Below are 16,917 nucleotides of genomic sequence, written 5' to 3' on the forward strand. Positions count from 1 at the left end.
TCCTAGCAAGGTCAAGTTAATCAGGAGGAATAACGGTCTATGCGTAGCGTAAAAAATTGGATGCCTCCATTCTTCCGGCATCCCTCTATCCCTCCTCGCCCTACGAGAGTTGAGGGCGAGGATTCCCGCGATTTTGTTGAAGCGGTATTGGTCAAGTCGCAAGACTTGTATCAAATCGTCGGAGATTGTGGCGATGAATATCGGCGATAAAGATATCTATGCCGTTAGTGATGCTCTCCATTTTCATCGCTTATCTCGTGAGACTCTGGGTGAGCGCGAAGCAACCCGGAGAGGAATAGAGGTCAAACCGTGTCGCAAGGGCGCGATAAGGTTTGACAATCCAGGTGAAGGCACGACGATTAACCCCGTGCTTCGCTGCCATCCAAAGGGTAGCAAGTTCTGACTGAACCCCAATGCCTGAGTAGCATTTGCCTGGGTCTATACCTATGGCTATCGGCTGAGTATCCTCACCCGCCTCAAAGGTTAACTGAATAGCGACTCGACAAAAAGCCTTAAAGATAACTTGGACTAGGGAAGTATCCAAGAGTTTGTACCAGGTTTAGACTCTGTGCGGTATTCAACGGTTTAAAGGGTCCGTTTGTCCGGCAATCCCTAACAGAGCAGCGATAGCTAGGTTAGGGTTGTTGAATAGTGACTTATTACCCTTCGCTTCACTCAAGGGCATACTTTGTAAAGACATTCCGGCGGAACGTCTTCACTTCTTTTGACCACTAACTGTGCTTAGGTCAGCCGACACTCTAGCACGTTGCTGGATCGCTGGAAAAGAAATTCCTGAATCTGTTATGCCGAGGACGTATACTCTAAACTCAAGAATAACCAGAAAAACAGCAGACCAATGGAACACTCTCCCGTTGACGCCCAACCTGATGCTCAATCGGCGTCATCGGCGTCTCCTCATTGGACGCCATTTGATCGCACGATGATGCAACGGTGCATCGAACTTGCTCGCCGTGCCCTCGGACGAACTAGCCCCAATCCTTTAGTGGGTGCTGTCATTGTCCGGGATGGAGAGATCGTGGGAGAGGGATTTCATCCAGGGGCTGGTCAACCCCATGCAGAAATCTTTGCCCTACGTCAAGCGGGTGAAACCTCTCAGGGAGCGACCATTTATGTCAACTTGGAGCCTTGTAATCACTATGGACGAACACCCCCCTGCACAGAAGCATTAATTGCCGCAGGAGTCGCCAAGGTTGTCGTCGGTATGGTTGATCCCAATCCTCTGGTGGCAGGTGGTGGAATTGAGCGGCTAAGAAAGGCGGGAATCGACGTTTTGGTGGGTGTGGAAACTGAGGCTTGTCGTCAGCTCAATGAAGCCTTTGTTCATCGCATCCTCCACAAGCGTCCCTGGGGAATGTTGAAATATGCCATGACACTAGACGGCAAAATTGCCACCACAAGTGGTCACAGTGCTTGGGTGACAGGTCAAGAGGCGCGGCGGTATGTGCATCAGCTACGGACGGCTTGTGATGCTGTAGTCGTGGGTGGTAATACTGTGCGTCTGGATAATCCTTATCTCACCAGTCATGATACCGATACCCACAATCCGTTGCGAGTTGTCATGAGTCGCACCTTAGACTTGCCGATCAATGCCCATTTATGGGAAACCGCTAATGCTCCCACGTTAGTTTTGACTGAGATTGGAGCCAATCCGGATTTACAGCACCAGCTAGTGAACAAGGGAGTAGAAGTCATTGAAATGACGCCTCTGACACCCGCCAAGGCAATGGCGTATCTGTACGATCGACAGCTTTCAACGGTGTTATGGGAATGCGGTGGGATCTTGGCAGCAAGGGCAATCGCGGATGGCACTGTCCAAAAGGTACTGGCATTTATTGCCCCGAAAATCGTTGGCGGCAAAGCAGCGCCTTCACCTGTTGGGGATTTGGGACTAGCAACAATGACAGACGCCCTGACGCTCGAACGAGTCAGTTGGCGTCAGCTTGGATCAGATTATGTTGTGGAAGGCTATGTGCCAGGAGTTATGAATTATGAATTATGAATAACCGCAAAAGAGGTTTAAGTTTTGCAGGTTATCGGGGCGAGTTTCACCATTATCGTTTCTTGCCATCTATATATCGCTAAACCCACCTTGACTCAGTGCTTGCTTGGAGAGAAGCGATCATAACAAATGACGCATGACAAATGACTAAAAAATGCTTGAAGTGACCATTTTCAGCCTATTAGTCGGTAATCTAGGTTGGCAGTCAGTGGTTGTCAGTACATGGCTGCGCTGGCGACAGATGATCAGGAGTCATCATTATCAGGAGGAGGAAGAAGAAATTGTGACGGGTTTTGATGCAAAAGAAGACTCAGCTTTATTAAAACAGCGACAAGCCAACGGCACCATTGACCGTATGAGTCATCCGGAACAACCTTCAGTTGACCCGCAACTGGTTGGCTGGGAATTCAAAATTGTGCGATCGCACCGCGACTTATTTCATAAACCGGCTGTGTTTCAACAACTGTGTGAAGAAGAAGCCCTGGCAGGTTGGATTCTACTAGAAAAACTCGATGATCGGCGAGTCCGATTTAAGCGATTGATTGCTTTACGTAATATCATTGATCCCCAACAGCTACCTTTTGATCCCTACCGTTGCTATTATGGGTCGTCATGGACTGCCCAAAGCTGGTTAGGTCTATTCGCCGTATTGATGGCAATTGCTGTTCCTGCTTGTCTGAGCTATACCCTAGTTTCAAACCTTCTACACGACTCTCCAGAGTCTTCACCCCCGTCTCCTTATCAGGATATACCTGCCCAAGATTTCCCACCCGCCCAGTGACATCTTGTACCACTCAAGTAAAAACTATAGATAGTGTCGGGGATCTATCTGTGTACCCCATTTACTTGAAAAGCGCTGTAAGCATTCCCCTCAAGTTGACCCTAGGCACATAAGAATTGAGTAGAGACATTCCACCGGAACATCTTTACCATTCCGGTATAAATCAGGAGTCAGACCTCAAGTATGATTAGATCTGACTCCGAGATAGTTAACAAATGCACCTAAATTAATCGCACTTTGACTTAAACACGCAGTGGTGGCTTTGTTACCTTCAACCCGGCTTCTTCTTGCACATATTCCTCAATGTCAATCGAGACCGATTCTACATTCCAGATATCTTGACAATACTCCCGGATTGTGCGGTCTGAGGAAAACTTGCCTGTGCGAGCCGTATTCAAAATAGACATGCGAATCCAATTGTCTTGGTCGCGATAGGCGTGACTAACTCGATCTTGGCAATCGATGTAAGATTGATAATCGGCAAACAACAGGTACTCATCTTTGTAGAGGAGTGAATCCACAATTGGCTTGAACAAGTTTGGATTCTCCGGACAGAAGTCACCCGCAGCAATGCGATCAATTACCTCTTTTAATTGAGCATTGCTATGGTAGTAGTCCATCGGGTTGTATCCCCGGGCTTTCAAGTCAAATACCTCTTGTGCGGTTAAACCAAACAAGAAGAAGTTATCAGCCCCCACAGCTTCCCGAATTTCAATATTCGCCCCATCCAAGGTGCCAATGGTTAGCGCTCCATTGAGGGCAAACTTCATATTGCCTGTACCGGAAGCTTCTTTGCCTGCTGTGGAAATTTGCTCGGAAAGATTTGCCGCCGGATAAATCTTCTGGCCCAAAGAGACAGAAAATCCCTCCATAAACACTACCTTGATTCGACCACCGACATCAGGGTCGTTGTTGACCACTTTAGCGACAGCATTGATCAATCGGATCACCAACTTCGCCATATAGTAGCCCGGAGCCGCCTTGCCTGCAAAAATGAAGGTTCGGGGTAGGATATCAACTCCCGGATTGCGCTTGATGCGGTTGTATAGGGTAATGATATACAAGACATCTAATAACTGACGCTTGTATTCATGTAATCGCTTCACCTGTACATCAAACAAGGAATTGGGATTGACTTCTACGTCATTAAACAGCAAAATATAGTCCACCAACTCTTGCTTGTGCTGCTGCTTAATCGCGGCAAAGCGTTGACGAAATTCCGGATCATCGACAAAGGCTTCCAGTTTTTGCAGGTCTTCTAGGTTATTCACCCAATTGCCACCAATTTTTTCCGTAATCAAGTCGGAAAGTTGGGGATTACTCAGCAATAGCCAGCGGCGCGGGGTAATGCCATTGGTTTTGTTATTGAATCGTTCGGGGAACATTTCATAGAAATCGTGCAAAACTCGCTGCTTGAGCAACTCTGTGTGTAGTGCTGCCACCCCATTAATGCTATGGCTACCGACACAAGCTAAGTGTGCCATGCGGATAAACTTTTCGCCACCTTCTTCAATCAGGGACATGCGTTGTAGCCGATCCCCATCACCGGGATATTTCACTTTGACCTGTTCGAGGAAGCGGTGGTTAATTTCGTAGATAATTTCCAGATGTCGAGGAAGCAAACGCTCGAATAAGCGAACGGGCCAACGCTCTAGGGCTTCGGATAGAAGGGTATGGTTGGTATAGCCAAAGGTGTGCTTGGTGATGTACCAAGCTCGGTTCCATCCCAATTGATACTTATCCACCAACAGCCGCATCAATTCAGCAATCCCAATCGAGGGATGGGTGTCATTGAGCTGGATAGCGACTTTTTCATGGAACTGGTCAAAATTCCGGTAAGTGCGGCGGTAGGTGTTGATAATGTCTTGTAGAGAACAGCTAACGAAGAAATACTGCTGTTCTAGGCGCAGTTGTTGACCCTGAGAGGTATTATCATTGGGATACAGGACTTTTGAAATATTCTCGGAGAATATCTTGTCTGTAACCGCGCCTGCATAGTCTCCACTGTCAAACACCTGGAAGTTAAACTCTTCAGAGGCACCTGCCCGCCACAGACGTAGAGTATTGACCGTGTTGTTATGGTATCCCGGTACGGGTGTATCGTAGGGGGTGCCCAAGACTTTGCGATCAGGAATCCAACGCACCCGGTATTGACCTTTATCATCATCATACCCTTCGGTACGTCCGCCAAACCCGACCACAACGGTTAACTCTGGATGGCGAATTTCCCAGGGGTTGCCGAAACGCAGCCATTTATCGGGATGTTCGACTTGAGCGCCCTCTTCAATGCGTTGATCAAAGATGCCAAATTCATAGCGAATCCCGTAGCCCATTGCTGGAATTTCTAAGGTAGCAAGGGAATCCAGAAAACAGGCGGCTAAACGACCTAATCCCCCATTTCCCAGTCCGGGTTCAGGTTCGAGTGACATTAGATCATCCAGCTTTAACCCGGATTCTTCTAAGGCTTGACAAACCCGGTCGTACATATTCAGGTTGAGCAAATTATTGCTTAACTGACGACCCATTAAAAACTCTGCCGAGAGGTAATAAACGGTCTTGACCTCTTTTTGAATGTAGGTTGTCGTGGTATTAATCCACCGATGCAGCAAGCGATCGCGTACCGTATAAGCCAAAGCCATGTAGTAATCGTAGGGGGTGGCTAAGAACTCATTCTTGCCCTGGATGTAGTACAGGTTATCGGCGAAGGCACGTTTTAGCGTCTCCACCGTCATTCCGGTGCGATCGTCTTCTACTTGAATTTCCGGGAGGCAGACGTTCGACTGGATGGGTTGATTGCTGTTGGGTTCAAAAACTTGGTTATTCATACAGACTGGTTGTTACTGATGACACGATTTAATATCGCTCCCCCTGCTACTCTAGTCTCTAAAATTGGCGATGCCAAGGTGTCAGACGTTGGGGTTTTCGTTCCTTCTACCAGCCAGCTTAACCGCACCAGACCACGATCCGGAACGTCTGTGCAAAAATCTGTTATCTGCTGGCGCTAAGTGGTCTGTGGAGTCGGTTCCACTTCAGGTGCGATCGCTCTGGTGAACCGCGTGGTATCGGAATTTTTCTACTGACTTATTACTTGTCTTAGTCATCGATTCGCGGATTTTTGGTTAACAAATGTTTATGAAATCAGGAGATAGTTAATCATGGGAGTCAAAACTTGTCTTTGTTGTGGTCATCCCCTCTTGCGCCACGTAAGACGACAAGGTGTCTATTGGTTTTGCACAGTTTGCCATCAGGAGATGATTCCCCTAAAGCCAAGCCCGTCATCTATTCGTATCGATACTCTCAAGCATAAGCCGAGCAGTCAGATTGTGCATAGTCTTTAAGTCTGTCGAATTCATCTTCGGATAATCGAACTCTTAAAGTTTTATTTCTTGTCATAAATTCCAGAAATACTGGATAAACGCTTCGGGACAACTCGCCTTATGCGTGTATTTATGCGTGTATTGATGAAAGTCAATACTCGCTTGGTGATTAGATGAGCGAAGAATCCCCCGCGTTTTCAACCGGGGGAGTGTCAAGTATCCACCATTAGCTTAAGCCGCACAATCTGTTCGCCTGTTTCATCCAGGGGAACTTCAATCACATCATTGGTAAGACGATCCAAACAATTGAGCAGCGATCGCAGATGGGGAGTACTTGCCCCAGTATCCACGTATAATCGGTCAGATAGGCTACTCAACCGTTTCCAGCTCGTATAAAGTTTACCCACGGTTTGCTCCAACACTAAAGCCTGTTTGACCAAATCAGCTGCCGTATTCAAACAGTCTAACCGCAGGGCTTCCTGGAGTGCCAATTCCATATCCAAAGATGAATGCTGAATGGCTTGCACTTGGGCGGCGGCGTCAAGGTATTTCGCCAAGAAACGGGCATCTGATGTCGTTTGCTTCACCGTATCCACATCAGGATTTGCCGCGACTTCCTCTTGTAACGGTTTCAGGTGGGATTCTGGCAACTTCTCCATTTCTTTCACCAACGGTGCTAGATAACGGGCGGGCATGGTTCCGGCTGAGGCTTTTTCCTTGACTTCATCGGGGAGTAACTCTGAGGACATGGCTGTCCATTCATCGGCTAGCTGCTTCACCTCACGCCGCGTAATCCGATCGCCCTGTTGCGCCTTATCGGTAACTAATTGTTGCACTTCGGGGGCAGATTTGGCGGTTTCGACAAATGCTCGTTTACTGAAATTGCGGATCGCATCGGGGTTGAGTTTACCTTCGGCGAGGAGGGTATCGGCACTATTTGCCAGTTCAATCAGGGAATAAGCTTGACTTTTGCTAATTTCGCGACTTTTGAGCCAGTTGAGAAAGCCTGTACCGCGTCCATCCCCCCCTTTTTTTTCGCGATCGCGCACCACACGCAGAATCCGCCCGCGCCAGATCTCGGTTTGTAAGTCGAAGCGATCGCACACTCGCCAAGCATTATCAACGAGTTGCTGAAAATCGTACTCCTGGATGTCCTCATCCTCTGGATCAGGAAGCTGGAAATTCAAATCAACGGGTTCTTCGAGGACAGCCGCGAGTTCGGCAGTGGATTCGGGGATTTCAACCATAGGGATGCAATCGTCGAGGGATCAAACGGGGTTATTACAGCTTCTCAAATTATAGAGGGACGCCACCAATAGAGTAATAGGGGTGAGGCAGGTGAGGCTAATGCACAAGATATGCCAATCGGCAAGGATTCAGCTCACTTTTTTGGCATCAATTATGCTATGCCTATAGATAGTAAGGTTGGCTACTACCCTGTCCGTAAGATAAGAGCAGATAGTCAGTTAAGGTGATCACCAACCGATGAGAGTGCTGCACTCGGATAGTAGACTGGCGACTGAAGGGAAGCAGGGGTTGATTTTTCTTTCTTTGCGGTAGTATCTCTAGGAGGAGAATTATGCCGGCGGCGATCGCTCTCTCTATCCAGTCCAACGGGACAGCCATCACAGAGCCGCGAAAACTTTCCCTTTTCTCTCCCCGGCGAGTTGATGATGGGGTTACTCTCATGCTAAGCCAGAGGCAGTCTCTAGGGATAGAGGAAGACGCTACTGGATATCTCGATAAATTTATCAGTTTCATTTTTTTAGAGCTTACACTCTAACTTTAAAGTCTTGTTGTTTCCCTTATGATGACGGTTTCAGGTTATGACTACATTAAATTATCCAATTTCGGTTGATTCCGAACGCCTAAATACAGTCAGTATCTTTGAAATTATTCCTCAAGAAGTTCTCAAATGGGCTAATAATTTATCCTGGGAGGAGCGACGCTATGTTTTATCGCTGTGTTATTTAATCTGTTCTGTTCCCTTAGATAAACAAGCCGAATTTCTAGACAATTATACAGCCGATGGTTTGGTCGTAAAAATATTACAAGAGCAAACTCCAAAAGATTGGGTGACTCGCTCTTTCAAAAAACTCCACATTAAGCAAAAACTCACGAATACTGTCTTAAAAGACTATATTAAACAGTATTACATTCATTCCGCCCAAGATTTACGCACCCAAGCTAATCGCGACATTGAGTATTTAGAAGCCGTTCTCCATCTGATCAATGATTCCGAAGAACGAAATAATCTATTTCATTACATTTTAGGCTGTGAAATCATCAAAATGCTTTTCCAAATGAGCTGGTTGCAACACGAACGATTCTATCGTTTACAAAAAAATCAGGAATACTTTATTAATCATTATATTAAGCCCATTCAACATGCCCATCGTTTGAATGGTCTTGTTGTCCCAAAAGACGAAACACTTTTCTTTGCTAAACGGGATTACTTCATCAAAAACCCGAATATCAAAGACAAAAAGTTAACCGAATTGCTCATGTCTACTTTCACAATTGCTCAAGCCAGCAACCTTGGTTTTTTTATTAGCCATAACCTTGATTTTGTCATGTTTGACTACGACTCTATTTTTAATTGCGAACCCGAATGTATTTTTCTTTGCTGACCACCCTGAAAATTTGTTATTATAATTCTCAGTAGCTGATGTCGTCTAGACTGAGGACTACTACAGATTGTAAAAAAAATTAACTTTGTTCTCTCCTCTCTAACCTTTTCCATCGCAAAGGTTGACAAACTGAGCTAAAGAGTTGTCTAATATGTCCACGAAGAGACTCAGATATTCAAAGATCTGGTAAGTAGTCGGACACAATTAAAGCTGAGCGTGAGGAAAAAGGAACTCGTAATAGAGAACGGGGAACAGTAAAGATTTGATGCTTGTTAACATCTCTTAGTATAGCGGACATAATTTATGTCCAGGGACTTAGAATGTTGAATATGACACAATGGCGATCGTGAGAAATTTTACTGTTTTTTAAGAATTGTAATCAAATCAGAAACGGAACAGCTCAGTGATCAGTTGTCATATCTGCAAGGATGCTGTTACATTAATGATTTTCCTAACCGTTACCGTTCAAACCGTTGTTCATGATAGTTTCAACCATGCTAACCAAGAACTCGCACAGTCTAGAAGCAACTCAAGGGATTGGCGTCCTAGCGAAAATTACATTAGCTGTGAAAAAATGGGCAAATACCCTTCCCTCAGATCAACGAAAGCATATTATGTCACTCTGTTATTTAATGTGTGCGACTTCGCCAGAAATACAAGCCGAGTTGACGGATTTTTTAGACGATTATGTCGCCGATAGCTTAGTTGAACAGATTTTGCAAGATCGCATCCGCCTTCAGCTAGTCACCAAGTATTTACGAGAATTCTGTATTGAAAAAGAACTGACTCCCTTGGTGTTAAATAGCTATGTTGAACAATTTTGTATTCATTCAGCACAAACATTACAAAAAAAACCCGAACTCTATTTGGAGTTTGTGCTGCGACTGATTCACAGTGCAGAAGAACGCCATGATCTTTTTAATTATATTTTGGGCTGTGAAGTGATCAAAATGATGTTTCAGATGAGTTGGCTACAACATGAGCGATTGTATCAGCTTCAGAAAAATCAAGAAAGTTTTATCCGAACCTATATCAAACCCATCCAACACGCTCATCGAATTAATGGAATTGTTGTGCCAAAAAATGAAAATCTATTTTTTGCGAAGCGCGATTACTATATCAAACAGCCTAATATTCCGGAGAAGAAACTTGTTGAGTTGGTTGTATCGACCTTTGCACATAAAATTGTTATAAATTTAGGGTTTTCAATAAGCTGTAATCTTGATTTTCTAGCGTTCGATCATGAATATATTTATAGTAATGAGGAACCGGATTGTATATTTTATGCCACTGTTTAAAGCACTGGCAGCAAGTAACCAGACATAGGGCGATGCATGAGAAATCTACCCCCTAAGGACTAACTTTGGTCTTTTATGTCCAACGATGATATAGATAAAAATAGAGTCGGTCAAAATTGCTTGTATTCAAGCTCTAGTTTTTAACCGTTAATTATTGCTAGTAGTGCCTTGATGAGTAGCAGGCTAAGAGCTGCGATAATTATTACGGCTAAAGCTAACCCGACCAATAGCCAGACCAGAAAAAACCAATCCGTCTGTTTTGGGGGTTGCGGACTATCCCAATAGGTTTCCAATAAGGCAATATTTTTAGAATTCGCTTTCCAGGTTGCATCAGCAATATCGCCCACAATTGGCACAGAACCAATAACTGTATCCAAAAGGATATTCATAACCATTTGCCCTAATAGCGATCGCGGGATACCTATCCGTGCCGCTTCTAGTACAATATAGGCGGAGAACGCTGTTCCTAAAAAATCACCTGCCCCTGGTAACAAACCTAGCAGCGGATCTAACCCGACACGCCACGGTGTTCCCGGAATAGGAATGGCATTGTCGAGCAAATGGCTCAACCGACGCAGACGCCGGAGAGTAGAGGTTTTGGAGTCATGGATCATTGGATTTTGGATTCAGATATCTTAGACACTGCCTTTATTTCAGTTTTCTCAATTGATCGCGCTTTAGCCGCTTGCATTGCCTCTCCTACCGTAAAATTAAGTTGATCTCCTAATAAAAGTACCAGAGATGTCATATATGACCAAAGCTGTAAAACAATCACCGCTCCCAAAGCGCCGTAAATTTTGTGATAATTGCTGAAATTCGACGCCACGTAATGCCGAAACACGCCGGATACAATCGCCCATAACACCGCTGCCAAAATGGCTCCAGGTATAATCGGTGTTCCCGGACGCCAGTGGCTGATGCCAAAGCGGTAGATAATCGCAAAGACTATAGCAACCAACCCTAAGGCAATGAGCCAACTTAAAAGCCGTAAGAGCGTCAACAAGATGATCACAATGCTTTTGTATTCTACCAAGTTGACCACCCAGCTACTGATAAACAGGATAAAGGAGGCGATGAATAGTAGTAAAACACTGCCTAGAGTTAAACCCATAGCAATCAACTTAGCTTTCCAAAAGGGTCGGCTTTTTTCCGAAGGAATTTGATTAATTTGGTCGAGGGCATTCATCGCCGCATTCAGCGCCCCGGAAGACACCCAAATTGCCATGATGAAGCTCAGCGAAAATAAACCGCGATTGTCTGTGAAGTTGATTCCATCAGCAAAATTACGCATTAGTTGCAGCGCTTCTTCCGGCGCCACTTCCCCTAGCTGATCGGCTGGATTTGTCCAAGGGAAATACTGTTTGAATAACTCAATCACCGTGAAAATCACCAAAATGGCTGGAAACAGGGCTAACATGGCGTTATATGCCATCTGAGAGGACAAACTCAAGAGCCGATGTTTCAAGGCACGGCTAACGGTGATTCTCAGGGTTGCCAGATTCAGATAACGAAAAAAATGGAAGAAACGGAGTAGACGGGGACGTAGCATAAATAATAGGTTGGCTAGCAGTATCATTCACCATTACTGTGGCAAATTTTTTGACCATTAAATACCAAAAGGAGTCACTCTAGGGAGCTACACAACGCCCTATTTGTCCAGAACCCCCTACAGGAGCCGTGTGCGATGAGCAATGATGTCAGACAGTGGTTAGCCGAAATCAAGGAACTGAAACAGCAACTCGCGGATAGTATTCGCGATCGCGATGCTGCCAATGAATCTGCCGCCAATTGGCGTCGCCTCTACAATACCGAAGCCCAGCAACGCCGCACCGAAGCTCGACTGGCACAACAACAGATCGATGCCTTAAACCTGGAAATCCAGCAACTGCAACAGGAGAAGGATCTTCTTAAAGCTCAAGATCCCGACGCCACCTGTGCCATTGAACAGGAGGTGGCAAAACTGCAAACATCAGAACAGTTGCAACAAAAATTAATTCAGGTGATGATGGATCGCGATCGCCTCATTGATACCTTGAAAATTGAGCAAGCCAATCACGCCCAAACTCGCAACAGCTTAACTGCTGTCATTGGCGATACGATTGACCAGTTGACCAAGCAACGTGGCACGGCAGAAAAATGAGAGATTAGGAATCATTAATTATGTATTAATTTTGAATTATGAATTATAAAATTATGTATTTTAATTAAAAATGTAACAATTTTGTCATCGTTTCTCTCTCTAAAGGCAGAGGCATTATCTGATCTCTGGATAGAATAGCGGAAAAAATAAACAGAAAAATTTTCATGCTTAAGGAGTATCTTTCCCTGAGAGTGCCTTTGTCAGGGAACCTGCATTTACATTTTGGCTCATTTAATGAGATAATAGAAAAGTGAGGTAAAGAACGGAAAAAAAATTAAAGATAAAGGGGGAACTTATGAAATATAAGATTCTAGCAATGTTAACCTTACTTACTCCCCTAGTGTTCGCTAGCTCCGTCAAAGCTGAAAATCCACTTCATGTGCAACAGTTATTATCTACTGGAGCATGTGCAAACTGCGATCTATCGGGAGCCAATCTCAGGGGTGCCCATTTGATTGGTGCTGACTTGAGAGAGGCAAATCTGCAAAGCGCCAACCTGAGCCATGCGAACCTTGAAGGTGCTGACCTACGCGGGGCAAATTTGGCAGGGGCGAATTTAACAGGCGCTTTTGTCACCAATGCGGATATGAAAGAAGCGAATTTGAATCGGGTAGATTTTACGGAAGCCACAATTTACGATGCCAACGTATATGGTGCATCAATGCAGGATATGACTATCAGCGATGCTGATATATTCTACACAGGCATCGGTGTAGGGGGTGAAGGAGCAGAAGACATCGTTCCAGATTGGTATTAGTTAACTGGCTCTTTTCCTGCTCTAAGACTATTTAGGCTGAAATAGCAGGGTAAGCAAAGGTAACCCGCTCTCGCTGGGTTACCTTTGCTTAATTTTCCTTAGTCCTTGTCAAGGGGACGCAAGGGCTAGTGTAGGTGCGATTTTAAAGAAGGTAACGGATGACCAATGACAGTGAAACCCTTGCCCAACTCAAAACGGCGATTTTAAAGGCACAGACGGTGGGTGACATCTACGCCGTGATTGAAGACTATACGTATCAAGAGTTTGAGCAGGTTTATCAGAAGTTGACACCGAACCAACAGACAAGATTAGAAGCAATTCGCGATCGCGACACCCACCTCCAACTGATAGCGATCCATCAGCCATTAAACTTGACCATTGCCTAAAACCTCTCCCACAGCTACCCGCATACCATTGGCAAAGTCCCAAGCAGACTGAGCGCGTTTGCCAGCTAGCTGGACTTGGCGCAGTAACAACAATCCTTCACCTGTTTGAATAATCAGTCCAACTCCCTTAATAATACTAACCACTTCTCCGGGACGCCCAGACGCTTCCCGTACAGACAACCACTGTTGCTCCGGAATCTTTAAATCTGTAGGCAATTGGGGGAAATAAGCCTCTCCCAGAGGAACAGTTGCCAGGATTTTCAGCGATTGATCCCGAAATGAGGCGACACAATTCGGTATAAATCCTCTGATCTGATTGTGTATGGCTATGGCAGAGCGCGACCAATCTACAGCATAATCTGACTTTTGAATCAAGGGTGCATAAGTGGCTTGGGAATCATCTTGGGCGATGGGTTGAACCTCCCCTTGGTTTAGCTTCAGCAGCGTTTCGATTAACAAATCCGCACCTAGATCAGACAGTCTTGCGGCTAAGTCATGGGCGTCATCCAATAAGCCAATGGGTGTGTGAGCCTTCAGTAACATCGGTCCTGTGTCCATCCCAGCATCCATCAGCATGGTGGTAATACCCGTTTCTGTTTCGCCATGGTACAAACACCACTGGATTGGGGCGGCTCCCCGATAGTTCGGCAGAATTGAACCATGGACATTCACACAGCCGAGTCTGGGTATATCTAGAATTTCTTGGGACAAAATTTGTCCATAGGCGACAACGACAAATACATCTACCTCAGCTTGTTTGAGTTGACTGAGGGTTTCCCTATGCTTTTTCACCCGTTTGGGTTGCCAGACTTGCAGTTGATGGGTGAGTGCCAGGGTTTTTATCGGTGAAGGGGATAGCTGATTCCCCCGCCCTCGACGTTTATCAGGTTGGGTTACTACACCCAGAACATTAAATTCTGAATGGTTAATTAAGCGTTCTAAAGTGGGTACGGCGAATTGAGGCGTACCGAAGAAAATAACATTCATCTTTTCAGTCAAAAATAAATACTAAACTTTTACTAAGCTCTTGCTCGACAAATGTGACGAATGACAAATTTATTCAACAGCAATTTCAATCCGGCGATTGCGCTGTTGATTTGCATCGGTATCATTTGACACAATGGGACGAATTCCACCGTAACCGACAACCAACCAGCGATAGTCATCCCCCAAAGCACGAGCGAAATATTGCTCCACGGCTTTGGCACGACGAAAGGATAGTTCACGATTATTCTCAGGTTCACCCAGGCTGTCTGTATGAGCGGCGATGCGAATGGTACTTGAGGGATAGTTACGTAAATCCGCAATAATTTTGTCTAAAATCAAGCCCGCTTCCGGACGCAGTAGGCTGTTATTTCCCTCAAACAGAACATCACTCGGTAAAGTTACCTTCAATGTTTGGGTTGAGCCGAACGAGTCCGATGGGGCTGCCATGATCGTAGCATTCGGATTATTCCCATTTGATGTTGCCTCTTCAGGGGGGGGTTGAACACCTTCGAGTTGCAGCGCGATCGCTTGCAATCGTGTTTCTAAGGATTCATTAGGGCGACTACTACCCAGTTGGGCTTCTAATGTGGCAACTCCCTCACTCAATGCTCGCAGTTGACCTTGCAGTTGAGTGAGCTGGGCTTGCACCTGTTGTCTCTGTACAGGGGTAAGTTGAAGTGACGAACCCGTCGGTTCTGGTATCGATGTTGGGGTAGTATGGGGAGAAACAACTGGCGTCCGCCCTTCAAAAGGGGTTGCCATTTTGAGGAATAAGGGTTTCTCTGGGTTGGTTCTGGGATAGAAAGTGGCAAGGACAATGCCTACAATTAGGGCTAAGCCTCCACTGACGCCCAATAGTAGCACTCGGAATATAAAAATGAGAAACCAAGGACGTTGAGACCTCAAAGAGGCAGAAGTAGTTTTATCTGCTGAACGAGCCGATTGGATCACCGATTTTCCTGAATTTTATTCAGACCCTAGAAGAATAACACCAATACATCCATTAATTCGATCATGCCACTTGCCAGAAGTTTGTCACCACCTCTAACCCGACAAGGAAGACAGGGTACACAGGTACACAGGTGCAGAGGAGACAAGGGAGAATACCCCATCACCAGTCACCTTTTCCCCAATCACCTCTTCCCCAATCACCCATCCTGAGTCAGGAGTGAAAACTTTCGTAAAAAGGTTGAGTTGGAAGGTTCCTTAGCTTGATATACATAGACTAAAGAACACTGCCATAGTTCCCAAAACGTTGCTCCTCACACAAGACGCAGCGTTTAGCAACCTCACCCATATCGATGTTCAACATAATCGTCCGCTTATTCAGATGGTTTTGCTCACAACCATACCTCTTACTGTTTGCTCCTTGGCTACTGATGACTTATAACGTATCTGCCCAAGCTCAACAGGTTCATACCCCTGAACCAGCCCATTTACCTTTAGAAACAGACCCCCTATCGGTGTCTTCTTCCCCAGCGAATCTCGACGTGACTGAAGAAATTGCTCCCGATATGATTGAGACTCTAGAGCAGATTGATCCTCTCGATAGTCCTCATCCTGTCCCTTGGAATTGGGTGTTGACAACCCAAGCTGAACTAGCGGCGAGTGAAACCTTCGGTTTACGCTACTACCGCAGCCAATCATTAATTTCTCCAGACGGTCAATATGCTGCCTATAGCCGCATTTCCATGCAAGGGCAACCTGAACTATACCGCAGCCGGGTTACCAGTGTGATGTTTCTGGAAGATTTGCAAACTGGGGATTTGCAAACGCTTACGGCGTCATCTCCCTTATCTGATAATCCTTTAGTCAGTAACGAAGATGCGGATATGCCAGGAACATTCGCTATTTTGCTCCCTGTCTCTTGGTCACCGTCTAGCGATCGCCTTTTAGCACGACAGTTTGAAGGCTTGTTCAGTACATCCTTTGCCTCGGATTATGCGGTGATTTGGGATCGCCAAAAAAATCGCACGTATACTGTCGCACCTGAACCCATTGACTATAACCATGCTGTGCTATTGGGGTGGAGTCAAACCTATCCGGATCAGGTTCTGTTTCGAGTTGGTGAACTTGGTGAGGAGCGTTGGCCCGTGTTGTCTGTTGATTTCCGAGGTGAAACCACCCTCGCCTTTGAAGATGAACCAATTGTGTATGGTCAAGTGGTTCACCAGGTTTGGACTGGACCTCAAGCACGTTGGTAAACACAAGGGTAAATAGCACAGAGTAGGGACAGTTTATGAATTGTCCCTACTATTTAGAAAGGAAGGTTGACATCCTCCCCGGCGTTTGCCGCACGGGGATTCCTCACCACGCCACTTAAAAAAGATGGTCGCTGAATGGGGGTCATATCTATGCAAAGTTATACATATCTGTCTAGGCAAGACTCAACAGTTTAAGTCTATCTCCACGTTCTTCCCTAGTGTCTACGCTTACCTACTACCCCGCTTTCTGCCTCGTCCATCGTAAAACTCGTGGGACTCCGACCTCAACGAAGTAGGTCGGAGGGGGATAGAGGTCAAACCGCGCCGCTCAATGCGGTAGAGAGTGACAATCCAACTGTTGACACCAGTCCGGTGCTTCGTTGCAACAATTGGACTT

The 16,917-nt window shown here is 45.7% G+C and carries 17 protein-coding genes and 1 pseudogene; 10 read left to right on the forward strand and 8 right to left on the reverse strand.

The window, feature by feature from the left end; genetic code table 11:
• The first annotated feature begins 39 nt into the window (after positions 1-39).
• Positions 40-210 carry a hypothetical protein gene (locus tag RID09_RS07245; protein ID WP_446335275.1) on the forward strand — a complete coding sequence of 57 codons (171 nt, stop codon included), beginning with the start codon at positions 40-42 and terminating at the stop codon, positions 208-210.
• A 166-nt stretch (positions 211-376) separates the two neighbouring features.
• On the opposite strand, the pseudogene RID09_RS07250 reads toward RID09_RS07245, so the two are convergent.
• Positions 377-493, reverse strand: a pseudogene (locus RID09_RS07250) (RRXRR domain-containing protein); the annotation flags it as partial.
• Positions 494-856: 363 nt separating this feature from the next.
• Here RID09_RS07250 and ribD point away from each other — a divergent pair.
• The gene (gene ribD / locus RID09_RS07255) at positions 857-2,020 is read left to right on the forward strand and encodes a bifunctional diaminohydroxyphosphoribosylaminopyrimidine deaminase/5-amino-6-(5-phosphoribosylamino)uracil reductase RibD (protein ID WP_446335276.1); all 1,164 of its coding nucleotides are present in this window, start codon (positions 857-859) and stop codon (positions 2,018-2,020) included.
• Between the two features lie 154 nt (positions 2,021-2,174).
• Positions 2,175-2,801 carry a hypothetical protein gene (locus RID09_RS07260; RefSeq protein WP_446335277.1) on the forward strand — a complete coding sequence of 209 codons (627 nt, stop codon included), beginning with the start codon at positions 2,175-2,177 and terminating at the stop codon, positions 2,799-2,801.
• 242 nt (positions 2,802-3,043) lie between these two features.
• On the opposite strand, the gene RID09_RS07265 is transcribed toward RID09_RS07260, so the two are convergent.
• Complete coding sequence (locus RID09_RS07265; RefSeq protein ID WP_446335278.1) at positions 3,044-5,626, reverse strand: glycogen/starch/alpha-glucan phosphorylase; 2,583 nt, start codon at positions 5,624-5,626, stop codon at positions 3,044-3,046.
• 70 nt (positions 5,627-5,696) lie between these two features.
• On the opposite strand from RID09_RS07265, the gene RID09_RS07270 reads away from it, so the two are divergent.
• Positions 5,697-5,852: a hypothetical protein gene (locus RID09_RS07270; protein WP_446335279.1), complete on the forward strand. Its 156-nt coding sequence runs from the start codon at positions 5,697-5,699 to the stop codon at positions 5,850-5,852.
• 478 nt (positions 5,853-6,330) lie between these two features.
• Here RID09_RS07270 and RID09_RS07275 read toward each other — a convergent pair whose 3' ends face one another.
• On the reverse strand, positions 6,331-7,365 hold the full coding sequence (locus RID09_RS07275) for a hypothetical protein (protein ID WP_446335280.1): 1,035 nt from the start codon (positions 7,363-7,365) through the stop codon (positions 6,331-6,333).
• Between the two features lie 163 nt (positions 7,366-7,528).
• Positions 7,529-7,744 carry a hypothetical protein gene (locus RID09_RS07280; protein WP_446335281.1) on the reverse strand — a complete coding sequence of 72 codons (216 nt, stop codon included), beginning with the start codon at positions 7,742-7,744 and terminating at the stop codon, positions 7,529-7,531.
• A gap of 200 nt (positions 7,745-7,944) precedes the next feature.
• On the opposite strand from RID09_RS07280, the gene RID09_RS07285 reads away from it, so the two are divergent.
• Positions 7,945-8,748, forward strand: coding sequence for a hypothetical protein (locus RID09_RS07285; protein ID WP_446335282.1), 804 nt, complete (start codon positions 7,945-7,947; stop codon positions 8,746-8,748).
• A 494-nt stretch (positions 8,749-9,242) separates the two neighbouring features.
• The gene (locus RID09_RS07290) at positions 9,243-10,046 is read left to right on the forward strand and encodes a cobyrinic acid a,c-diamide synthase (RefSeq protein WP_446335283.1); all 804 of its coding nucleotides are present in this window, start codon (positions 9,243-9,245) and stop codon (positions 10,044-10,046) included.
• Between the two features lie 140 nt (positions 10,047-10,186).
• Here RID09_RS07290 and RID09_RS07295 read toward each other — a convergent pair whose 3' ends face one another.
• On the reverse strand, positions 10,187-10,660 hold the full coding sequence (locus RID09_RS07295; RefSeq protein ID WP_446335284.1) for a DUF4112 domain-containing protein: 474 nt from the start codon (positions 10,658-10,660) through the stop codon (positions 10,187-10,189).
• The gene (locus RID09_RS07300; RefSeq protein WP_446335285.1) at positions 10,657-11,622 is read right to left on the reverse strand and encodes a YihY/virulence factor BrkB family protein; all 966 of its coding nucleotides are present in this window, start codon (positions 11,620-11,622) and stop codon (positions 10,657-10,659) included. Before RID09_RS07300 ends, RID09_RS07295 begins: the two co-directional genes overlap by 4 nt.
• 108 nt (positions 11,623-11,730) lie before the next feature.
• Between RID09_RS07300 and RID09_RS07305 the strand changes: the two genes are divergently transcribed.
• The 3 genes from RID09_RS07305 to RID09_RS07315 all read left to right on the forward strand — a co-directional run bounded on the left by RID09_RS07305 (position 11,731) and on the right by RID09_RS07315 (position 13,329).
• Positions 11,731-12,186, forward strand: coding sequence for a hypothetical protein (locus tag RID09_RS07305; protein ID WP_446335286.1), 456 nt, complete (start codon positions 11,731-11,733; stop codon positions 12,184-12,186).
• 295 nt (positions 12,187-12,481) lie between these two features.
• Complete coding sequence (locus RID09_RS07310; protein WP_446335287.1) at positions 12,482-12,943, forward strand: pentapeptide repeat-containing protein; 462 nt, start codon at positions 12,482-12,484, stop codon at positions 12,941-12,943.
• Positions 12,944-13,101: 158 nt separating this feature from the next.
• Entirely contained in the window at positions 13,102-13,329 is a 228-nt protein-coding gene (locus RID09_RS07315; RefSeq protein ID WP_446335288.1) for a hypothetical protein, read from the forward strand.
• On the opposite strand, the gene fmt is transcribed toward RID09_RS07315, so the two are convergent.
• Together fmt and RID09_RS07325 are read right to left on the reverse strand one after the other, a co-directional pair.
• Positions 13,309-14,316, reverse strand: a complete 1,008-nt coding sequence (fmt, locus tag RID09_RS07320) for a methionyl-tRNA formyltransferase (protein WP_446335289.1) — start codon at positions 14,314-14,316, stop codon at positions 13,309-13,311. The genes RID09_RS07315 and fmt overlap by 21 nt on opposite strands.
• A gap of 69 nt (positions 14,317-14,385) precedes the next feature.
• Positions 14,386-15,267, reverse strand: coding sequence for an OmpA family protein (locus tag RID09_RS07325; RefSeq protein WP_446335290.1), 882 nt, complete (start codon positions 15,265-15,267; stop codon positions 14,386-14,388).
• 428 nt (positions 15,268-15,695) lie between these two features.
• Between RID09_RS07325 and RID09_RS07330 the strand changes: the two genes are divergently transcribed.
• Complete coding sequence (locus tag RID09_RS07330) at positions 15,696-16,520, forward strand: hypothetical protein (protein ID WP_446335291.1); 825 nt, start codon at positions 15,696-15,698, stop codon at positions 16,518-16,520.
• Positions 16,521-16,917 lie beyond the last annotated feature (397 nt).

Origin of the sequence: Coleofasciculus sp. G1-WW12-02 (genome assembly GCF_040219735.1) — a bacterium.
In the GTDB taxonomy this organism is placed as follows: domain Bacteria; phylum Cyanobacteriota; class Cyanobacteriia; order Cyanobacteriales; family Coleofasciculaceae; genus Coleofasciculus.